The following is an 18,090-nucleotide window of genomic DNA, read 5'->3' as shown; positions in this document are numbered from 1 at the left end:
CATTGTTAGGGGCGAAAGATGAGTATTAGTTTTTGGTTATTTGTAATTGGGACTATACTTGAACTTCTAGGGTTGTGGAACTAAATAAAAGTCTTAAAGAAATTAAAAGGTAAGATTATAATACAAAGACCTGATGATAACTTTTTAGATTAAGAAGAAAAACGATTGTTACAACTAAATGTTTTTGGACATCTTTAGTAGGTTTAGGAACGATATTAGTCCTTATTGCTTACATTCTAAAGAGCTAGTATTTCATAAAACTTTTATATTAGTGCAATATTGTGAAGAAATGTACTTAAAATAACGTGTGAATTACTGGAACAACGGTAATGCTTTTTCTTATGGAAGTAACGGAGCAGAATCGTTTAATGAATCAAAGAAATGATGGAAATGCTATGTAAGTAACTATTACATAAGAAATCAGAAAAAGGGTGGATAATATGAATAAAGAGCAATTAGTGGAAAGTGCACGTAAGACGAAGGAAAGAGCCTATGTACCATATTCTAAATTTCCAGTTGGAGCAGCATTACTACTAATAGATGGTACTGTTATAAATGGAGTTAATGTGGAAAATGTTTCATTAGGTGCAACAAATTGTGCGGAAAGAACATCTATATTTACTGCAATAACAAATGGTTACAAAAAAGGTGATTTTCAAGCTATAGCTGTTGCGGGTGATACGGTAGATTTTCTCCCTCCATGCAGTATTTGCAGACAAGTTCTAGCAGAATTCTGTTTACCAGATATGCCTGTTTATTTAACAAATGAGAACAAAGATATATTAGAATTAACATTAAAAGATTTATTACCTTATGCTTTCACTGATTTAGATATGTAGACTAAAATACTTAATCAAATTAATGAAAAAGAGGGGAAAGTTTGGAAAATCATATTTCGATACTTTCCCCTCTTTTTTCATACAATAAAGCTTTTAAAACAAAATTTTTGTGAAATAATTCACTCTAAACTAACGGGTACGATTGTTCAATAAGAGCAGTCGCTTTTCTAGTTTTGCTAACGCCCAGTTTAGTTTAAATATATTTCCTCACAAATTTAAATGAAAAACGATTTTCCAATTACGGAACTCGGCGGGTTAAGAAGTCTTTCCACTATCAAGAAAGGTGGGGTGTACTAAACCTTGTTCTTAAAATAAGGTTATTTCTATCCACTACATTATTGGATCTTGGATACGTTTATAAATTAGATCAGGAACTTCTTGAAGTGAATCTACTGTTATAAAAAGACTACTATGCTCAACGTCAACATCAACCAGGTTATATTTCCATTCACTTTCTGCTGGAATGTATATTGCATGGATACCCGTTTCCAGTGCCGGGACAATATCCGTTCTTAATGAATTTCCAACCATCCATGTTACATTAGGGTCAGCCTTAATGGTTTTTAAAATATCGGAAAGAGCTGTTGTATCCTTATGTTCCGAAATAAAAATGCGATGTTCAAAATAGGTAGTCAATTCTAACTGGGTAATTTTTCTGTGTTGATTAGCCTCATCTCCTCCAGTATGCAAATATAATTCATGTCCCTCTTCTTTTAAACGTTGTAGAGTTTCATTCATATACGGAATAGGTTCAACAGGAATCTCGAATACCGTAAAACCCAACTCTCTTAAATATTGGATTTCATCTTTTTTCTTTTCCCTTCCAGTTAAGTCACAATAGTATTTATAAGTACCAACAAATGACTCAGGAAACCGATCTGACTTTAGTCCGTGCTCACTAATCGCCGCAACATCAAGTTGAAGCTGCTTCTGTTTTATATCTTCCTCGGTAATCGATTCAAACCACGCCATCATTTGGTCAGCGAACTCATCTATTACTAGGTTAAAATATCTATTACAGTATGATAATGTATCATCAAGGTTAAATAAGATGTTTTGTTTTTGCATTTTTAACTCCTTTTCAAGTATATAGCTTTGACTATTGTTCCACTTTTACTAAGTTAATATTACTGAGATAAGTAAGCAACTAATGGGGCAGTTTAGTTCAATAGGCAGTTAGATTTTTTTTCTGAAATTTGGATAAATTAAAAAAGTATTATTAGGTGAGGTGAAATTTACACATGGTTTCAAAGAGACACAAATTTTTTAATTTATTTATAATACTGATACCTTGGTTAACGATGGTATTCATAGGGAAACGCAGTATCAAACGTTATTCTGTCGCAGGTATTTTTATAGTTATTTTTGAAATTCTAAATCATTTATATGGGCGTAAGAAGAAGTGGTGGAAGTTTTACGATATGCCAAAATCATTTATAAGGGATGAACTTCCGTTTGATATTGGACCTTATATGCCTATGTCTTTGTGGATACTTAAGTATTCGTACGGCAACTTTATAAAGTTTGTGTTACTTAATGTTCTTGCTAATGGATTCTTTGCTTTTCTTTTCTTGCCATTTCTAAAAAAAATTAAAATTGTTCGTCTAAATAGGTTAAACTATTTTCAATTCTTTATATATATACACTACAAAGCGTATATATTGTATGCGGTACAGTATTTTTTTGAAAAAGTGAAAGGATATGACGGTGTAATTGATAAAAGAAGAGAAAGTAATTACTTAACTAACTGGGTGCGTTACTTGAAAATCCGGCTGCCATTAAAGCCCACTCTACTGTATATCTTTAGAAAAAGTTAAGCTGAAAATAGTTTAATAATAATTAAGTTAATATTATGATTTTTTGACATTTTTACACATTAACGCTTTAAACTATTGAAATAATATTCAGAAAATGGTAATATACACACATGTTTAAATTCTTCGGAGTTTAGACCTCCTAATTAGGCTTAGACTAGACCACTAAGCCCCCAATTTACCTTTGATCATTTGGTCAAAGGTCTTTTTTGCATTAAAAAAGAGTGACGTTAAATCACTCTTAATTATCCGAATTTTGGATAGTAACTAAGATACCATCTTCAAAATAAAGATTTTTATAACCAGGATAAACCCACTGTATAAATGAATCCCAAGGCTTCTCTAAACCTTTGAAGTTTTTCGCATTATTTATTGGATTTACGGTAATTGGACCATTTGTTGCAATTTTATTGTCAAGGTTATTTGAGTACCTGCGTGTATGATTCTTCAGGGACTAAGAGTCACCTACTTCTTATTCAAGTAACGGAGAAGGTTAGTTCAAGAACAGAACTTGGATGTTGTCTAGCATTCATATCCTAAAAACTTTCTATTTAAAAGGGTGCATCACTATTGTGATTGCACCATTGTAATGGCTAATCCCAGATACGAATTCTTGGAACGCCTGCTGTTCTTAAATAATCCAATAACTGACCAGTATGAACTGATTCATGATAGGCAACACGTAAAAGCATATCACCCAAATCTCTTATGTACCCTGAATCGGAGCGGTCAATCTTTATATTTACCAAGTCTTCTTCAGTAAAGGACTTGATTGTATCTAAGAATTCATTTCGAAATGGTTCTGCAAATTCCAATTCTGCTTTTACAGAAGTGAATGCTCTATTTTCGAAAGGGGAGTTGAAAACAGATAAACTCCCTCTATTTTTAATCGCCAGGTGGTAATAATGTTCGCTTTCCAATACGTGTCTAATCATTTCTATGCAATTCATAGCTTCATCATCTGGCTTCCATTGGAGTTTTTCTTTAGGAATAGATGTCCAAACCTGTATGCTTCTTCTTCTAACTTCATTAAAGTTTAAAATAATTAAATCAATTGAGTTCAAAATAATTCCTCCTTCGATAGGCATATCATAATTATACACGAATGAATGTTCGTTCTAATATAAAAGAGGAAAATTTTACATATATTTTTGAAACTATGTATTTACGTTGGTTATAAGTTTGGGGGCTAGATCCGAATCGAAGATTCTCACCGTACCCGACAATTCGGGTTTTAACAATTCTAATGGATATGGATTGTTAATTTGGAATAATCCCTTTATAAGTGCATCCTTAACTAAGGGTCCAGTTTAAAGAAGAATTGCCATAATTATTCGCTGGTACCTGTACAATTGGCGCTCAGAAACAACTCAGACAATAGTCATTGTTGTTTCTGAGCAGCCTTTCTAATTACTGTCATTAAAAATCTAACCATTAAGAAAGTAGAAGCAATAGAAAAAAAACTATGTACCGAGGTCCAAGACTTTTTATATCTAATTAATTTTGTGTTTTTCTCTAGCCAATGTTCAGCTAATGCCGATGGAAGACTAAATAATAAGCACTTTAATAAAATCCCTTTAGTTGTTGAATTCTTAGTAACTTGATTGAAATAAATACAAGAAATAGGAAAGATTAAGTAACTAAACAAAGCACTTATATCAAGGGTTTTAAATAAGTTAACTGGATACTTAAAATATCCTTTTTTCACAAGTAGATTATCCAAAATGGATGCAATGTAACTTTTTAACAAAAAAATTATTATCCAATCCTTCATTGGAGGCTTTCTTATTAAATTAAAAAAAGCACCGATTCCAAAGATGAATAAAATTCTTAATGTGTTTTTTTCGAACTTATTAACCATTGCTCCTCCTTTTCCTTACCTTTAGTTTGACCAAAGGAGGAGATTAAATATTTATATAATTGTTATGCTTTAACATTTTCTTCTGGGATCATAGCGTCCGTCTTATTTGTAGTTGTGGTAAGGGAAGCATTCCTGTTTTGAAAACAATGTAAAGGACAAGTTTGTGAGAAAATGTACTTAAGCTAACGGTGCTAGAGTTTAAAATTGGGACTGCTGCGGAAGCCTTTTTTCGTTGTTCCACTACCGGGCAGGTTAGTAAGAGCGACATGAAAAGTTAGTAATCAAGAGGGTTCTGAATAAGTTTCAGAACCCTCTAAATAAATTAACCACCTTGTAAATAAATTAGTATCCTCCACCCATGAAGGATGCTCCAACAATGATTAAAAGGATGAATAGTACAACAATTAAAGCAAAACTTGTGCCCATTCCGCCGCCTTGGTAGCTCATGTAAGCTCACCTCCTTTTTAAGAGGTAATACATTTTATGCTAAAGGGGATAACTTGAAAGGGACAAGCATGTAATTATTCTTAAAAAGTTTTTCCTTTACAGCTGCACCCAATTTATCTGAACCAATTAAAGGTGGGGCAAAATTAGTCGCTGTTGATTTAAAAACCAATACAATTAGAAGTGTATATAACTTTACAGAAGATGTTGTCCTTCCAACAACTTATCTGAATGATGTCCGATTTGATTTTCGTGAAGGAAACGCAGGTTATGCCTATATAACGGATTCTTCTTCCAAAGGACTAGGAGCTATTATCGTCGAAGATCTAGAAAATGGAAACACGTTTAGACGGTTAAATGGAGTTAATTCAACTTCACCCGATCCCTATTTTATACCGAAAGTAGAAGGGAAAGTGTTGATGAATCGAAATAAAGATGGAGGGACTTCTCCATGTTGCTTTTTGTGTAAGTATGAGATTTAATTAGCGGAGAATTTCCGGCTAATGGATTTAGAGGCAGCATAAGAAGCAGATATAAACGGAGATATTCCGATTAACTGCTCAAAATAAGGCAAAATCCAGAGATTTGGGTAAAATAAACGGAAAAACTTCTTTTATTTTTAAGGAAATAGGAGTATTTCTCATTTTAAACGGAATTTTACCGCTTATTTTCAAACACAGTAAATCTACAATGAGTATTAATAGAGTAATTTAAAAAAATGCGCTTGTCCACCGTCATGGGACAGGCGTATTTTTCATAACATGAAATACCGGCCCTAGGGTAGGCACTAAATAAGAATTTACTTGTTAGAGGAAGGAGTTACTAGTGATTATCTGGAAAAATTTTCAAAAAATCTACTATTCATGTGTCATATCTTGTTTTATAGATTCAACCAATCCCACGCAATTTTTCTCCATTAACTCCAGAACAACCTAAATGTCCAAACTAATAAACAGAAGGAATTATAATATGGTATAATTATCCAAACGAGAGGGGGTTAGTTATGTCAGAGAATATTCTTTTTTCAGTATTTCCATTTGTGAGTATCCTATTTTATATTGGTCCTGTTGTGTTTATTATATGGTTCTTAATAAAAATCCTAAAAATACAGCAGGAAAAGAACAATATCTTAAAATCTATTTCTGAAAAACTAGATCATCTAAAAAATTAAAAACTAGGTGTTTGTTCAATCTAATTAAATTAAGGGGTTATATGTATATTTTTCTAACAAGATTTGCAAGAATAGGGGAATATTTTGTTAAGAGTTCTACGTAAGGCTTTATCAATAGTAACTTTTTTATTGGCTTCTTATGGATTAATTACGAAAAATTTTGAGTTTAACTATTTCATGATATTTCTCTTAGGTCTAACAATGTTAATTTTTGGGTTAGAGGAATTTCGAAAAGAGCGAAAAATGTATGGTTGGCTAATGGTTGTTGTTTTCCTATTTTCATTATTCGTATCCATTCAAGGCTTTTTATTGAAATAAGGAAGCTTGAGTTCTTAATTGGGGGCTTTTCTTCAATGTTTGGATAGTCTCTTTTATTAGCAAAGTGAAATGTTTTGAAAAATTGTACTAAAGTAACGGGGTACGTTATTTTAGCAATTGGGCGGGGTCGGCAGTTAGTTGATATGGTAAAATTATACTATGTTTATAATTTATAGGAGGTATATTATGGCTGACATCGTTTGGGGTAGTCCTGCTAGTTTGTTTTGTTTAGGGTTTTTCTTAGCTGGTTTGGGAGTTTTTATTAAACTATCAAGAATGCCAAAGAAATGATAACAGTATTTAACCATAATAGAAATGAGCGGATAGGTTTATTGAAAATAATTTCTTTTTCCAATAAACAAAAAAAGGGACAATACCGCAATCATTAGATGTGGTAGAAATCTTAGAAAAGTCGTTGATTTAAATATAAATTAACTTTATTAATCCGATATAAGGGCCATATTAATGGATACTTAAATGGTTGGAGAAATATTAGAATAAAAAGCAGGGCCAATGAGCCTTGCTTTTTACTAGTACGGAAAAGTACTTATATTTTGTGTCACTATTTCCATGTGTGAGTTATCCTATTTATATTGGTCCTGTTGTGTTTATTATATGGTTTTTAATAAAAATCCTAAAAATCCAGCGGGAAAGAAACAATCTCTTAAAATCTATATCTGAAAAACGAGATCATCTAAAAAATTAAACACGAAGTTATTTTACTGGACCTTTAGTGATCGCAGTAAGTTTAGAATTAATGGCAAAAATCTTTGAGTTTACATCTGTTATTCCAAAATCAGATAATCTTTTAGAATGCATATCCATATATTTTTTAGCTGTTTCTTTTGATTCGAAAATATAAATTCCACCAGCTTCGTTTGTTTCCCGGCTTTCTGTCCATATTTTCCAAGCAAAGCCATCTTCTTCATTAATACTTTTCGCTAAATCGGAAAACGCATCTGCCATTTCATCTCCGAATGGTCCATTCATTTTAAAATCTACTTGTAATACGTAGGCCATTTTTATTCTCCCTTTTTATTTTGTCGTTGTATAATATAATTCACCTAGAATTTCCTTCGCTTTATAACTGTTTGGTGATAGCTCTTTTTCAATAAAAGCGTCAAGTTCCGATTTCTCGACATCGTACATCACTTCAATTTCTTTTGAAAACAGAAGTTTCTCTTTTTTAAGTAAATAGGAAAGGGGTGGTTGTGGTTTTGGTTGTACTTCTTCTAGATTTAGGACTTGCTTTAGCCCCACAACATAGTTTTCTAAAGGGCGGCCACCAACGATTTTAACCCCTTTATTTTCTTCATTCAACAAGATAATCGTAGGAAATCCTCTAGCACCAAGTTTTCTAGTTAGTTCGAAGTCTTCATTTAATAAAACGTGACCAGTTGGTTCGTCAGCTTCTTTTACCATTTCTTCACCATCTAGTTCCATTTCATTACAGATACCTACTAGGACAGATTCCTCACCAATGTTTTTATTGAAAGCAAACAAAGCTTCTCTAGAACGACGCAGGAATTCAAATGCTTTTTCATCACCATGATGTTTTTGAATAATTTTAAAAACACGAGATGATGGGAAAGAGGACTGAACCGGATTGTCAATCATTAGTGAACCATCAATAGGCATGCGATAATGATTGCCTACTTCTCTCCAGTGACCAGCAACGTCAGCAGGTTTATAGATACCATTTGCTGGATCAATGGGTCCATCATGCCATTTTTCCAGCAATCCACCCATAACGGTATGGAAGTTAAAATAATGACTATACTGCTCGACAAAACGGAGAAGAACGGGTTCGAGTGCCCAGCAATGTGAGCATATAGGGTCTGTCACATAATATAAATCCACCGTTTTCTTCGGTTGATTCAAATCAACAATCTCCATATCTTCATCGCCAACTACACCACATAGACCTGTTTCTAAATCACAAATCATGTTATTATTTTTATTCACGTAAGAATCCCCCTAGTGTTTGTTACTTTAAAGGGCAGGCAAAAAGAGCTGCCCATTTAGTTTTGATTTATCAGTTGTTGTACAATTGCATTGTAGTACATAATGAAAAACACGAATACCGATAATTAACTGGATTTATCGTATATACAACACTTTTGAAAAATTGTTGAAAAAGTTGGAGGGACTTTTGAATGACTCAAGAAAAAACGGACCCCCGAATTCTTCGGACACGTAAATTAATCATGGATTCTTTTATTGAACTTTCAGGAAAAAAAGAATTCAAGGATATTACCATTAAAGATATTACAACAGAGGCTATGGTCAACCGTGCGACGTTTTATTATCATTTCGAGGATAAATATGACTTATTAGAAAAAGTATTATCAGAAGTCCTGTTGATCAATTTGGATTCCGATCAGGTTGAGCAAAACGAATTAAATGAAGAAGTGATTGTTAGTATCTTTTTAGCCATTACGAATTTTCAAAATTCCTTATCCAATCGCTGCCATAGAGGTTACGAAGACACCATTGCTCGCATTATTAGGGACCAATTGGAAATTATTTTTTACAAAACGTTGTTAAAAAGACGTTTAATAGAAGAAAGTCAAGCACATAAGAGAATAGCTGTCATGTTAAGTTGGGGAATCTACGGAGCATCCGTAGAATGGAGAAGAAGTAATGGGGAACAACCTGAAGAATTTATCAAATCACTAATTCCTTTTATTATGCATGGGATTGATGGTGAATCTATAATCCAATAGGTACCACCAAAAAAGATTGTGAAAAAATTGTCCTTATAGTAACGGGAATTAAGCTAAACAAGGGATTGCGAAAGTAATTCTTTTTCTATTTGAGCTAACCGTAGCAGAAGGCTTGTTGAAGAAGGATATTTTCTGTTTTAAGCGAACTAGAATTTCAAACAAATAACAGGAATATAGGTGGCATGAGATAGGAAGATCAATCGAATAGATCATGTAAGTATAAACGTAAATGATCTTTCGGAGGCTAAAGCGTTTTTTTTGATTTAGGACTTGAAGTTCAAGCGGAATGGAATTGGATGGAGAACAGTTGGGCTTAAGGATGTTAAAACGGGAGGTGTAGGAATGGGAATGCCTGATGATCAGGCATGGATAGAATTAGTTAAATTTTATACGCTGTCGGATGAAAAAGGAGAATGAATTCGATATGAAATCATCCCCTCAACTAGTTTGATCATGCGTAAAGTGATAGTACTCCTCAAAGACTAGCTAAACGTTTTTCAAAATCCGCCTTAAACAACAAAATAGCATCAATATTTACAGCAAAATCATGGTCACTGATATTAAAATTAGTTATAAACTCATCAGACTTCTCACGAACCATAATGGACGGACGGACATTGGCTTCAATAGCGTCCTGAGTAACGCCACTTCCATAAATATACCAGTTAGTTTCAGTAGGCTCATTTGCTGCATTTTTCGAAAAGTCTTTTTTTATGATTTCGCATAAATCATCCATAAAATCTTCTTTAAGATTAATGGTTTTTCCATATTCACCATCAACAGTTAAATCAGCATCTCCATACCAAATATTCCTGCTTGATCGTTTCCCGTCAGTTGAAGTATAAGTTTCATCAAATAAAATCTTCATTTTTATTACCACCCCGTTAAAATACAATTTATTCACACTATTATACACCAATTAAACTAGTTTCCAATAACTGGTCGCTTTTCTTCTTCTACGAAAGGGCCAGGTTACTTCAAGAAGGATTTTCTAAACAGTGTATAGAAGTGATGTAACAGGGAGTGATTTTATGAACTAAGAATATAAAGAGAAAGAAAAGAAAAATGGTCTATATGTTTCAATTAGGGATAAAGGTGAGAATTCATTATTAGAAGTAGAAAGAAAAGGGAATCAGGTAGAAATAGTAACATATGTACGTAACGACAAAACGACCAAATTTACAATCTCTGTGAAATGTCCAAAGGATTAATACAGAATTGACGCAATGTATATTGCTTTATCAGGGTTGTGACCGCTTGAAAGACATGACACAGTTTTTGCTTGAAAAATTGATACACATTTTTCCAGTTAGTGTCTAGCATTTTTTACATGATTTGTAAGTTCTAAGCATTTTAATTATGTAGGTCTTTGCAGTACAATACTCAAGAAAAAAAGTATATATGCTAATATTTATGGGGATTTGGCTTGTTTCACTAACTGACAGCTTAGTTGAAAAGAAAAAATTGAAAGATGACCATTTGATGCAAAGGTTGACAAAAAAAAATAAACCGAGTATCTTTTGGCTTATTTCAAGAAATGTTCTATAAGGTTGTATAACCATCTAATTCTCTTCTTCTCCCAAGACTTCACACGCTTCAATTAATAATTTTATATCACTTTGAATCGTTTCTTTGACTTGCGAAATATCGCATTTTGAATAATCATTTTTTAATCGTTCAAGTTCACGGAGAAAGATAGGAATTAGGTTCATTACAAATAATCATCCTCGGTAAAAAATTAGCCAAGAGCTTCAATCCCCTGACCAATTTTAATTGTAACACGCAAACTCTCCCCATTGTAAATATTACTAATAATATATGGAAAAGAAATAGGAACTAATCATTTAAGTATATATTCAACTAACCAAGAGCTGAAGATTTGGGACGACTGCTGGATCCCCTTTTTTATTGACTTCAGGGGAGAATAATTGAATATCGAAACAGAAAAGGAGAAGCTACAAGTTCCGAAGTTGTAATAGGAATACAATTGAAAAAATTCTTAAGAAATTGATAGAATTGTTTTATTCTTTGGGTATGTATTATTAACAGGATTTAAATATGCTTTTTCTAGGCGGTGATTTTTATACATGGCTGCTCCAACACAAAAATTAATGGAAATAAGCAGTTTTGTTAGTAAATTATTAAGACAAAACTTTGGTAAGGGTCCACTTTCCTGCTATCCTTTCTCTAGAAGTCGTTTTCTTATTTTCTACATACGAGGGTTTCTATCACCAATTGAAAATGTTCTAATTGAGAACCAAGACATAGACAATGCTAAAATTTCACGAAATGTTGTTATGAAAACAATCCTTACAGAGTTGAAGGGAATTCTCGAATTAGAATTTCAACAGGATGTCCAAAGCCTTTATCATGACTGGAACTATCTTAATAATACTGGCATGATCACTGCTGTTTTTGAAAAAGAAATCCCTTCCTTTAAATCAGTTGAACAATTTCCAGAGTATAAGGATTTTATTGGTGAGGTTGAACGTATAAGTATTTTAGTACAAAAAAAACCAGATAAAATCGAAGCTTTTCAAATAACTCCGAAGCTGTATCTGGTAAAACGTTATGGAATATTAGTTCCGATTGAAAAAGCACTGATTGAAAACGGTTATGAACAAGCACTTCTAGTAACAAAGGATAAGTTGGAAAAAAAATATTTCTACCAACATGGACATTTTGATGAAATTTTTAAAAAGCCAGTTACAGATATTTTTGTGGATTGGAATTTAAAAGACGATAGAAGTCTAACTTATTTTTTTCTTCACTAACTGGATGTATTGTTCTATAAGAGCAGGGCTTTTCTTGTTCCGCTAACGTGGCAGGATAGTTTAAGAAGGGATTTATTTTTTTAGGTCGTATTTAACACAAATTGTGTAACAACGGGGTCGTTCAGTATGTGTCACCACGATTTTGAATTACTGGACGAAAAAGAAACAGTTTTAATTTGTATGGTTTCTGAGAAGAACAAAACAGATGGTAAGTCGTAACACAAACAAAGGCAGGCTTCTAGATCCGCGTTGAGGTGAAGAGGGGGAGTTTGGTGAGTGACTTTCGAGGCTGTTACCCAGGTTACAATCCATAAATAATTGTTAGTACAGATTCAAGGTTATGATAATGTTGGATATTTTGAGTCTTGAGATAGGTTATTTCATATTCATTATTTTTAAAGCACACAGACAAGATTGGGGTTTGATCTTCTTTTTTGAAAGTTAAGTAAATCTCAGTATTATAGTATTGTCTCAAGGTCTCTAACAAAAGTTTCGTATGGGCTAAAGTCAAATTCTTACAGCCTCTTTTCCTTAATAGGGAGGAAACTAAGAAAAGTCGAAAAATTCCCAATAATTTTATTGTAATTTAATCATAACATGGAAAATGTTGTATTTATATAGGGAATTAGAAGCGTTTATTTCGAATTTGAAAAAATCACCCGTTACTTGAACAACGTACCTATTAGTTTTTTCTCTTGTTCACCTAAACAATTCGTGGACAATGTGTTGTTCAAAATCTTGTGGCTTATCCAACAACAGTATTCCTCTAGAAGCAGGTTAATTCAATAAAATAAAGGCGGGAGAAAAATGAAACGAGGAATCAGTTTTGAAATTCCCAATGAATACGGAAGGTTTCTTTGGGAGGTATTAACACCCGTTGAACTCACTAAATTCATTTGGCGAAGTGGGGGAGAGGAATCATATTTAATCGAGGATAATGAGTTAGGAAAACCACTTTTCACAGATGAGGTAAACTGGATAGATTGCTTATCCCTTAAAGAACATTTAGAACATAATTTATATTATCTTATTTTTGTGGACTTAAAAGCCTACTCAAAAGGAATAAATCCATCAGTAATTGAGACGTATAGCGATTTTTTGAATAGCGATTGTGAACTCGTATTATTAGTCGTTGATTCTGACTTTGTGACAATTTATTGTAAGGACAGTGAAAAACTTGAAAAATTATATAGTAATGCAAAGACAAAAGGGTTTGAAAATCTCCATTACATTACAGATAAGAATGACACAAGAACAAACTTATCAGCTTGGTAATGGTTGATTTATAACTTTACCTTTTTATTCCACTAACGGGATTTCAAAATGATGATATTGAAAATAAGAAACTCTTACCCATAGCTTATAATTTCGAGAACCTCCTTCAAATGATGAAATCCGATACTGACGAAGATTTGGAAGACTATGAAGTAGAAGAAGTATGGGTTGACCCTGAATTTTTAGCCGAAATGAAAAAGAATAGATTATTGAAGTAACAGGTGCGATGCTTCAACAGTGAAGGATCGCCTTTCCTGTTTAAAAAATATCCAAGATAGGTGGCGTAATCACTGTGATGGATTGGCGGTGGACTGAAGTTGATATACTAGAAAGCCAAGGCAAATGGAATGAAGCAAAAACTATCCTGATAAAAAGTTGGACCCAAAATCGTGATGACTTAAAAACTGTTATTCGCCTTGGGTTCTTTTGCTGGTATGTACTAGCAGAAGAAGGTCCCTTGGATATAAAAGGTGTAGATTTTGATGAATTAGAGACAGTGTTACGTCAGGTTACGGATTTTGGATTGGATAATTTTATGACAAACGAGGATTTTCTTTGGTGTTTTGGTTATATGATTTCACTTTTCCCATATTATTTTGGTGACTACGGACATTGGGAAGAAATAGGTAATTTAATGTTAAAGAGGGCATATGAACTTTGTCCCGATGATCCTGTTTATAAATATTCTTACTTGGGGTCCCTTCCCAATACTTACGGCAAACTTAAAGATGAATATAAGCAGGTTCAAGCTGTTCTTGAGGACAGATTTCAAGGAGAAGGGGTATTATCGGGATATTTCAAAAGTGTTTGGCATCGTTTGAACGGAAATTGAATTGGAAAAACGGGCTGCATCAAAGGTCATTTTCTTCTTCAGCTAACGAAGCAGGATAGTTTAAGAACTGTATGCTAAAATACCAATAATAAACGAAAATTAGGAGTAGTTGTATTGAAGGATGTAATATGTTCCTTATTAGTTTTAATTATAGGTGGTATCTTTCTGTGGGTAGGTTAAGGGAAAACTGAATGAAGACATCTTAGATGATTACGATATAATTTCTGACTTAACGGCTATGGATGTTCGAGATAAGTTTGGTCAAGAATATGATATTTGGGAAATTACTAAAGAAGATTTTGATAGCAAAGTAAAGCCAAAAATTGAATAATGTGTCAATAACCTTATTAATCTTACGGGTGCATTAGGATAACAAGGATAGAAAAGGAGTAGTGAGTTTTTATGACAGAGGGAGAAGAATATTTAAAAATGTATCTCCAACTTAGAAAATGGATTAATCAATGTGTTGCTTGTCAGGATATTGGTTATAAACCTGAATTACCCTTTGAACTATCTACTTATGGTAATGAAACTTCTGCTGCCGCTAAAAATCTAAGAAAGTATTTCAAGCCACTAGCTTTAAACGAAAGTGGTCTTTGTGAAGTTTGTAGAAAATTTATTTAGATTAAACAATGATTGTTCTTCAACTAACGGGTGATTAGCTAACTTTGATGAACGCTGCGGCGATCTTTTTTCTTGTTGAGCTAACGGGGCAGGTTAGTTCAATAACAACAGGAATTTCCTTTGAAGAGAACTATTATTGTATTAACTTAAATATTAATTATGAACCTTATTAATTCCATTATGGAATTAAAATGGTGGTTATTATTTATTAGAACAATAAAATCTTAAATGGTAAGATTAATTTATTGAAAATTGCAATAAGTTCAGGGAAGGGGAATCATGTTTGGATACAAAAATGGCTCGAAATCGTGCTGAATTATCTGGAAAGTTAACAAATGTATTAGATTCCAGAACATTAAAAAACTCACACAAAAGGCTTGCAGAAATTATTACAGAAGGCATGGCAATTCTGGATGTTGGATGTGGAACAGGGGCAATTACTAGAGGTATAGCAGAAGCTGTGGGTCCAAATGGACGTGTAGTGGGAATTGACAGTAATCCAGCCTTAATTGAAAAAGCACGTCAATCATATAGTGAAATACCAGGATTATCATTTGAAACAGGTGACATTTATAATCTTCCTTATGAACAACAGTTTGACATTGTTACCTGTTCACGGGTTTTAATATGGTTATCCGACCCATTAAAAGGATTGAAAATGATGACATCTGCTGCAAAAATTGGCGGTCGCATTTTAATAACGGATTATAACCATGATAAGATTTCATGGAATCCCCTGCCACCTTCAAGTATGCTCAACTTTTACGCTGCCTATTTGAATTGGCGTGCAGAAGCAGGTATGGATAATAAAATTGCAGATAACCTTCCTGGACTTTTTCGAAAAGTTGGTATAGAAGATATTACTATAACGCCCATTCATGAGGTAACTAACAGAAGGGACCCTGATTTTCAAACTCGCATTGGGATATGGGCTGATACTGCTTCAAGTAGAGGTGTACAAATGGCGAGAGACGGTTTTATTTGTGAGCAGGATTATGTGAGAGCTGAAAACGATTATCGAGAATGGATGATTCGTGATGCTGAATCTTTAAGGATGTATATGTTAGCAGTTGAAGGAGTACGGCTCTGTTAACCCCCACTCAAAACTAACAACTATTACATACTTATACTATGTTGTTAATTAATTATTGAGAGCATTACTTGAACAACGGTAATGCTTTTTCTTGTTCCACTAACGGGGCAGGTTAGTTCAACAAGAAAATGGAAATTTTTTATATTAATACCTTGCATTATATAGTATTTATATTTATAATCAGTAACAAGAGGTGGACAAAATTGGAAGTAAATAAAGAGGTTTTAAAAGGTCATATTGATACGTTAATTCTCTCGCTATTGAACAACAGGGATATGTATGGATATGAGTTAGCAAAATATGTTCGAGAAAAAAGTGAACAACAGTTTGAATTAAAAGAAGGTACACTTTATTTGTCATTAAAGCGATTAGAAAAAAATAAATGGATTGAATCTTACTGGGGTGATGAACAAGGTCCTGGGGGAAGAAGAAAATATTATAAACTTACGCCTTTAGGTGAAGAAGGCTTTGAAGAAAAGCGTTCGGAGTGGCAATTTGTTAAAAACATTATTGATTCATTTTTAGAAGGGGGAAAAAGTAGTGAAACAAATAGATGAATTTGTTAATTCGATTTATTCCGATGTTAAAGGAAAAGAAGCGAAAGAGTTAAAACAGGAAATGCGTTCCCATTTATTAGAAGCTGTTTCAGAACTAAAAGCAGAGGGGAAATCAGAAAAAGAAGCGATAGATATTGCCATTAGTCGCTTTGGAGATGAAAAACAAATTACAAAAGGATTATTCACTTTATTTAAAGCCCAAAACAATGTCATTAGAAACTTATTTCGAACATCTATGGCTGCATTCGTTTTAGGTTTAATTGTTTTGATAGGATTGATATCGTTTGAAAATAACAATCAAAACAAACTTCATAAGATTGACCAAACAGTAAATAGCGTTTTTGAAAAATTGGCTGATGGTACATTTTCAGAAGAGAAGAATAAAGAAATACTTTCTCTTGTTAAAGCAACAAAAGAAATTGAATACTTTGTTATATATAAAAATCCTGAACCAGGGAAAGGCGTGCCAAAGCAAGAAATAATGAAAAAGTGGGATGTAGCCGTTGAATCTGGAGATTCATCAATCAAAGGTTCTACTGAATACGTTTGGAGAGACATAAAAGACCCATATGAAAACTATTATATGGTTGCTGGTTATCATCCAATTTCAACTTTGGACAACTTTTATTCGATTCCTATCGGTCTATTTATTGCTTTTGCTGTGCTTGGGTTAACTTCATTTTTCTTAAAAAATAATACAAATAGAAAAATGTTAAATGCTTTTATTAAATGATTAGACTAAAGGGTTCAATCTAAAACAATTATTTAATTTCTTCTTGAACTAACGGGTGCGATTCTTCAATAACGGGAGGATCGCATTTCCATTATTGAAGTAACGGAGCAGGTTACTTCAACAAGACCTCTGCTTAGTTTGCATATTTACTTAGCAGGTTATTTACATAAGATAACGAATAATATTGAATATAAATATTTCTTGGGGGACTCTTATGTTAATCAGAGAGATAAAACCTAATGATGCTGAAAACTTAGTGAATTTAATTAAGCAAGTTGAAAGTGAGTCCCAATATATGCTTTTTGAATCAGGTGAAAGAACCATTGGAACTGAACAACAAGAAAAAAGAATAAAAGCTATGAAAAAAGAGGGTAATTCGACTATTTTTGTAGCCGAAGAAATGAGGAATTAATCGGATACCTAATTGCTATGGGTGGCAATGCCAATAGAAACAAACATTCTGTATATCTTGTTATTGGTATCTTAACTCAATATAGAGGGCTTGGGATAGGAACAAAACTATTTAAACAATTAGAGGAGTGGGCAACTGAACATAGTGTCCATCGATTAGAATTATCTGTAGTAACTCGTAATGAAGCTGGATTTCGGTTATATAAAAAAATGGGATTTGATATTGAAGGAACAAAAAGACATTCGCTTTACATTGACGGCGAATTTGTTGATGAGTACTATATGTCTAAACTTTTATAAAAATATCTTGTGAAGCTAACGGGTGCGATACTTAAAGAAGAAGGTCGCCTTTTTTCTTTTTCAATAAATTAGATTGTAAAATGTTGTACTTAAACTATCGGGCAGCATTCCTGTAATGAAGAAATATGAGGTTGAATATAAAAAGCCCCTTGGTAAGATATGAGTGTCCAAAGCTTGGCGGCAAAAAGGACACAAATATAAAACCAGGAGGCTATTTAAATGAATTATAACCAAAATGAAAAGATTGCTCAAATTACTTCTCAAACATTAATTATAGGTGTTGATATTGCCAAATACAAGCATGTGGCAAGAGCACAG

The 18,090-nt window shown here is 33.1% G+C and carries 19 protein-coding genes and 2 pseudogenes; 13 read left to right on the top strand and 8 right to left on the bottom strand.

Features of this window, described 5'->3' with window-relative positions:
- Nucleotides 1–440 precede the first annotated feature (440 nt).
- Nucleotides 441–839 carry a cytidine deaminase gene (locus J7E81_RS11345; protein WP_215042311.1) on the top strand — a complete coding sequence of 133 codons (399 nt, stop codon included), beginning with the start codon at nucleotides 441–443 and terminating at the stop codon, nucleotides 837–839.
- A gap of 330 nt (nucleotides 840–1,169) precedes the next feature.
- Here the strand turns inward: J7E81_RS11345 and J7E81_RS11340 are convergent, their stop codons facing one another.
- Nucleotides 1,170–1,907, bottom strand: coding sequence for an HAD family hydrolase (locus tag J7E81_RS11340; protein ID WP_215042310.1), 738 nt, complete (start codon nucleotides 1,905–1,907; stop codon nucleotides 1,170–1,172).
- Nucleotides 1,908–2,080: 173 nt separating this feature from the next.
- Here J7E81_RS11340 and J7E81_RS11335 point away from each other — a divergent pair, with 173 nt between their 5' ends.
- The gene (locus J7E81_RS11335; RefSeq protein ID WP_308162200.1) at nucleotides 2,081–2,656 is read left to right on the top strand and encodes a hypothetical protein; all 576 of its coding nucleotides are present in this window, start codon (nucleotides 2,081–2,083) and stop codon (nucleotides 2,654–2,656) included.
- A 590-nt stretch (nucleotides 2,657–3,246) separates the two neighbouring features.
- Here J7E81_RS11335 and J7E81_RS11330 read toward each other — a convergent pair.
- The 3 genes from J7E81_RS11330 to J7E81_RS11320 form a co-directional block, all read right to left on the bottom strand.
- The gene (locus J7E81_RS11330) at nucleotides 3,247–3,717 is read right to left on the bottom strand and encodes a DinB family protein (RefSeq protein WP_215042309.1); all 471 of its coding nucleotides are present in this window, start codon (nucleotides 3,715–3,717) and stop codon (nucleotides 3,247–3,249) included.
- Between the two features lie 317 nt (nucleotides 3,718–4,034).
- Complete coding sequence (locus tag J7E81_RS11325) at nucleotides 4,035–4,514, bottom strand: CBO0543 family protein (protein WP_215042308.1); 480 nt, start codon at nucleotides 4,512–4,514, stop codon at nucleotides 4,035–4,037.
- Nucleotides 4,515–4,856: 342 nt separating this feature from the next.
- Nucleotides 4,857–4,961, bottom strand: coding sequence for a YjcZ family sporulation protein (locus J7E81_RS11320; RefSeq protein WP_215002334.1), 105 nt, complete (start codon nucleotides 4,959–4,961; stop codon nucleotides 4,857–4,859).
- Nucleotides 4,962–5,059: 98 nt separating this feature from the next.
- Between J7E81_RS11320 and J7E81_RS11315 the strand changes: the two are divergent.
- Nucleotides 5,060–5,410, top strand: a pseudogene (locus J7E81_RS11315) (L-dopachrome tautomerase-related protein); the annotation flags it as partial.
- An 896-nt stretch (nucleotides 5,411–6,306) separates the two neighbouring features.
- Nucleotides 6,307–6,447, top strand: coding sequence for a YczI family protein (locus J7E81_RS30890; RefSeq protein ID WP_285292006.1), 141 nt, complete (start codon nucleotides 6,307–6,309; stop codon nucleotides 6,445–6,447).
- A gap of 714 nt (nucleotides 6,448–7,161) precedes the next feature.
- Here the strand turns inward: J7E81_RS30890 and J7E81_RS11305 are convergent.
- Together J7E81_RS11305 and J7E81_RS11300 are read right to left on the bottom strand one after the other, a co-directional pair.
- Nucleotides 7,162–7,467 (bottom strand): monooxygenase, encoded by a 306-nt coding sequence (locus J7E81_RS11305; protein WP_215042306.1) that lies wholly within the window; start codon nucleotides 7,465–7,467, stop codon nucleotides 7,162–7,164.
- 15 nt (nucleotides 7,468–7,482) lie between these two features.
- Complete coding sequence (locus tag J7E81_RS11300) at nucleotides 7,483–8,394, bottom strand: DsbA family protein (RefSeq protein ID WP_215042359.1); 912 nt, start codon at nucleotides 8,392–8,394, stop codon at nucleotides 7,483–7,485.
- Nucleotides 8,395–8,603: 209 nt separating this feature from the next.
- On the opposite strand from J7E81_RS11300, the gene J7E81_RS11295 reads away from it, so the two are divergent.
- The gene (locus J7E81_RS11295) at nucleotides 8,604–9,173 is read left to right on the top strand and encodes a TetR/AcrR family transcriptional regulator (RefSeq protein ID WP_215042305.1); all 570 of its coding nucleotides are present in this window, start codon (nucleotides 8,604–8,606) and stop codon (nucleotides 9,171–9,173) included.
- A 475-nt stretch (nucleotides 9,174–9,648) separates the two neighbouring features.
- Here J7E81_RS11295 and J7E81_RS11290 read toward each other — a convergent pair whose 3' ends face one another.
- The gene (locus J7E81_RS11290) at nucleotides 9,649–10,041 is read right to left on the bottom strand and encodes a hypothetical protein (RefSeq protein WP_215042304.1); all 393 of its coding nucleotides are present in this window, start codon (nucleotides 10,039–10,041) and stop codon (nucleotides 9,649–9,651) included.
- A gap of 694 nt (nucleotides 10,042–10,735) precedes the next feature.
- The gene (locus J7E81_RS11285) at nucleotides 10,736–10,885 is read right to left on the bottom strand and encodes a hypothetical protein (protein ID WP_215042303.1); all 150 of its coding nucleotides are present in this window, start codon (nucleotides 10,883–10,885) and stop codon (nucleotides 10,736–10,738) included.
- 375 nt (nucleotides 10,886–11,260) lie between these two features.
- On the opposite strand from J7E81_RS11285, the gene J7E81_RS11280 reads away from it, so the two are divergent.
- The 8 genes and pseudogenes from J7E81_RS11280 to J7E81_RS11245 all read left to right on the top strand — a co-directional run bounded on the left by J7E81_RS11280 (nucleotide 11,261) and on the right by J7E81_RS11245 (nucleotide 17,772).
- A complete protein-coding gene (locus J7E81_RS11280) occupies nucleotides 11,261–11,947 on the top strand; it encodes a Na-translocating system protein MpsC family protein (protein ID WP_215042302.1) in 687 nt (228 codons plus the stop codon).
- A gap of 807 nt (nucleotides 11,948–12,754) precedes the next feature.
- The gene (locus J7E81_RS11275) at nucleotides 12,755–13,222 is read left to right on the top strand and encodes a DUF2691 family protein (RefSeq protein ID WP_215042301.1); all 468 of its coding nucleotides are present in this window, start codon (nucleotides 12,755–12,757) and stop codon (nucleotides 13,220–13,222) included.
- Nucleotides 13,223–13,517: 295 nt separating this feature from the next.
- Nucleotides 13,518–14,054: a hypothetical protein gene (locus J7E81_RS11270; RefSeq protein ID WP_251028595.1), complete on the top strand. Its 537-nt coding sequence runs from the start codon at nucleotides 13,518–13,520 to the stop codon at nucleotides 14,052–14,054.
- A 402-nt stretch (nucleotides 14,055–14,456) separates the two neighbouring features.
- Nucleotides 14,457–14,678: a hypothetical protein gene (locus J7E81_RS11265; RefSeq protein WP_215042299.1), complete on the top strand. Its 222-nt coding sequence runs from the start codon at nucleotides 14,457–14,459 to the stop codon at nucleotides 14,676–14,678.
- 283 nt (nucleotides 14,679–14,961) lie between these two features.
- Entirely contained in the window at nucleotides 14,962–15,771 is an 810-nt protein-coding gene (locus J7E81_RS11260) for a class I SAM-dependent methyltransferase (protein WP_215042298.1), read from the top strand.
- A gap of 203 nt (nucleotides 15,772–15,974) precedes the next feature.
- Nucleotides 15,975–16,328 carry a PadR family transcriptional regulator gene (locus J7E81_RS11255; protein ID WP_215042297.1) on the top strand — a complete coding sequence of 118 codons (354 nt, stop codon included), beginning with the start codon at nucleotides 15,975–15,977 and terminating at the stop codon, nucleotides 16,326–16,328.
- Complete coding sequence (locus J7E81_RS11250; RefSeq protein WP_215042296.1) at nucleotides 16,312–17,061, top strand: permease prefix domain 1-containing protein; 750 nt, start codon at nucleotides 16,312–16,314, stop codon at nucleotides 17,059–17,061. Before J7E81_RS11255 ends, J7E81_RS11250 begins: the two co-directional genes overlap by 17 nt.
- Before the next feature lie 214 nt (nucleotides 17,062–17,275).
- Nucleotides 17,276–17,772: pseudogene (locus tag J7E81_RS11245) on the top strand (N-acetyltransferase family protein).
- Nucleotides 17,773–18,090: the final 318 nt, after the last annotated feature.

The organism is Bacillus sp. ISL-18, assembly GCF_018613415.1.
Lineage (GTDB): Bacteria > Bacillota > Bacilli > Bacillales > Cytobacillaceae > Neobacillus.
This window is presented reverse-complemented; position numbering and strand designations above follow the sequence as displayed.

Coding starts and splice junctions, on each gene's coding strand:
- J7E81_RS11345 (WP_215042311.1), top strand. CDS start 441: ATGAATAAAGAGCAATTAGTGGAAAGTGCACGTAAGACGAAGGAAAGA.
- J7E81_RS11340 (WP_215042310.1), bottom strand. CDS start 1,907: ATGCAAAAACAAAACATCTTATTTAACCTTGATGATACATTATCATAC.
- J7E81_RS11335 (WP_308162200.1), top strand. CDS start 2,081: ATGGTTTCAAAGAGACACAAATTTTTTAATTTATTTATAATACTGATA.
- J7E81_RS11325 (WP_215042308.1), bottom strand. CDS start 4,514: ATGGTTAATAAGTTCGAAAAAAACACATTAAGAATTTTATTCATCTTT.
- J7E81_RS11320 (WP_215002334.1), bottom strand. CDS start 4,961: ATGAGCTACCAAGGCGGCGGAATGGGCACAAGTTTTGCTTTAATTGTT.
- J7E81_RS30890 (WP_285292006.1), top strand. CDS start 6,307: ATGATATTTCTCTTAGGTCTAACAATGTTAATTTTTGGGTTAGAGGAA.
- J7E81_RS11305 (WP_215042306.1), bottom strand. CDS start 7,467: ATGGCCTACGTATTACAAGTAGATTTTAAAATGAATGGACCATTCGGA.
- J7E81_RS11300 (WP_215042359.1), bottom strand. CDS start 8,394: ATGATTTGTGATTTAGAAACAGGTCTATGTGGTGTAGTTGGCGATGAA.
- J7E81_RS11295 (WP_215042305.1), top strand. CDS start 8,604: ATGACTCAAGAAAAAACGGACCCCCGAATTCTTCGGACACGTAAATTA.
- J7E81_RS11290 (WP_215042304.1), bottom strand. CDS start 10,041: ATGAAGATTTTATTTGATGAAACTTATACTTCAACTGACGGGAAACGA.
- J7E81_RS11285 (WP_215042303.1), bottom strand. CDS start 10,885: ATGAACCTAATTCCTATCTTTCTCCGTGAACTTGAACGATTAAAAAAT.
- J7E81_RS11280 (WP_215042302.1), top strand. CDS start 11,261: ATGGCTGCTCCAACACAAAAATTAATGGAAATAAGCAGTTTTGTTAGT.
- J7E81_RS11275 (WP_215042301.1), top strand. CDS start 12,755: ATGAAACGAGGAATCAGTTTTGAAATTCCCAATGAATACGGAAGGTTT.
- J7E81_RS11270 (WP_251028595.1), top strand. CDS start 13,518: ATGGATTGGCGGTGGACTGAAGTTGATATACTAGAAAGCCAAGGCAAA.
- J7E81_RS11265 (WP_215042299.1), top strand. CDS start 14,457: ATGACAGAGGGAGAAGAATATTTAAAAATGTATCTCCAACTTAGAAAA.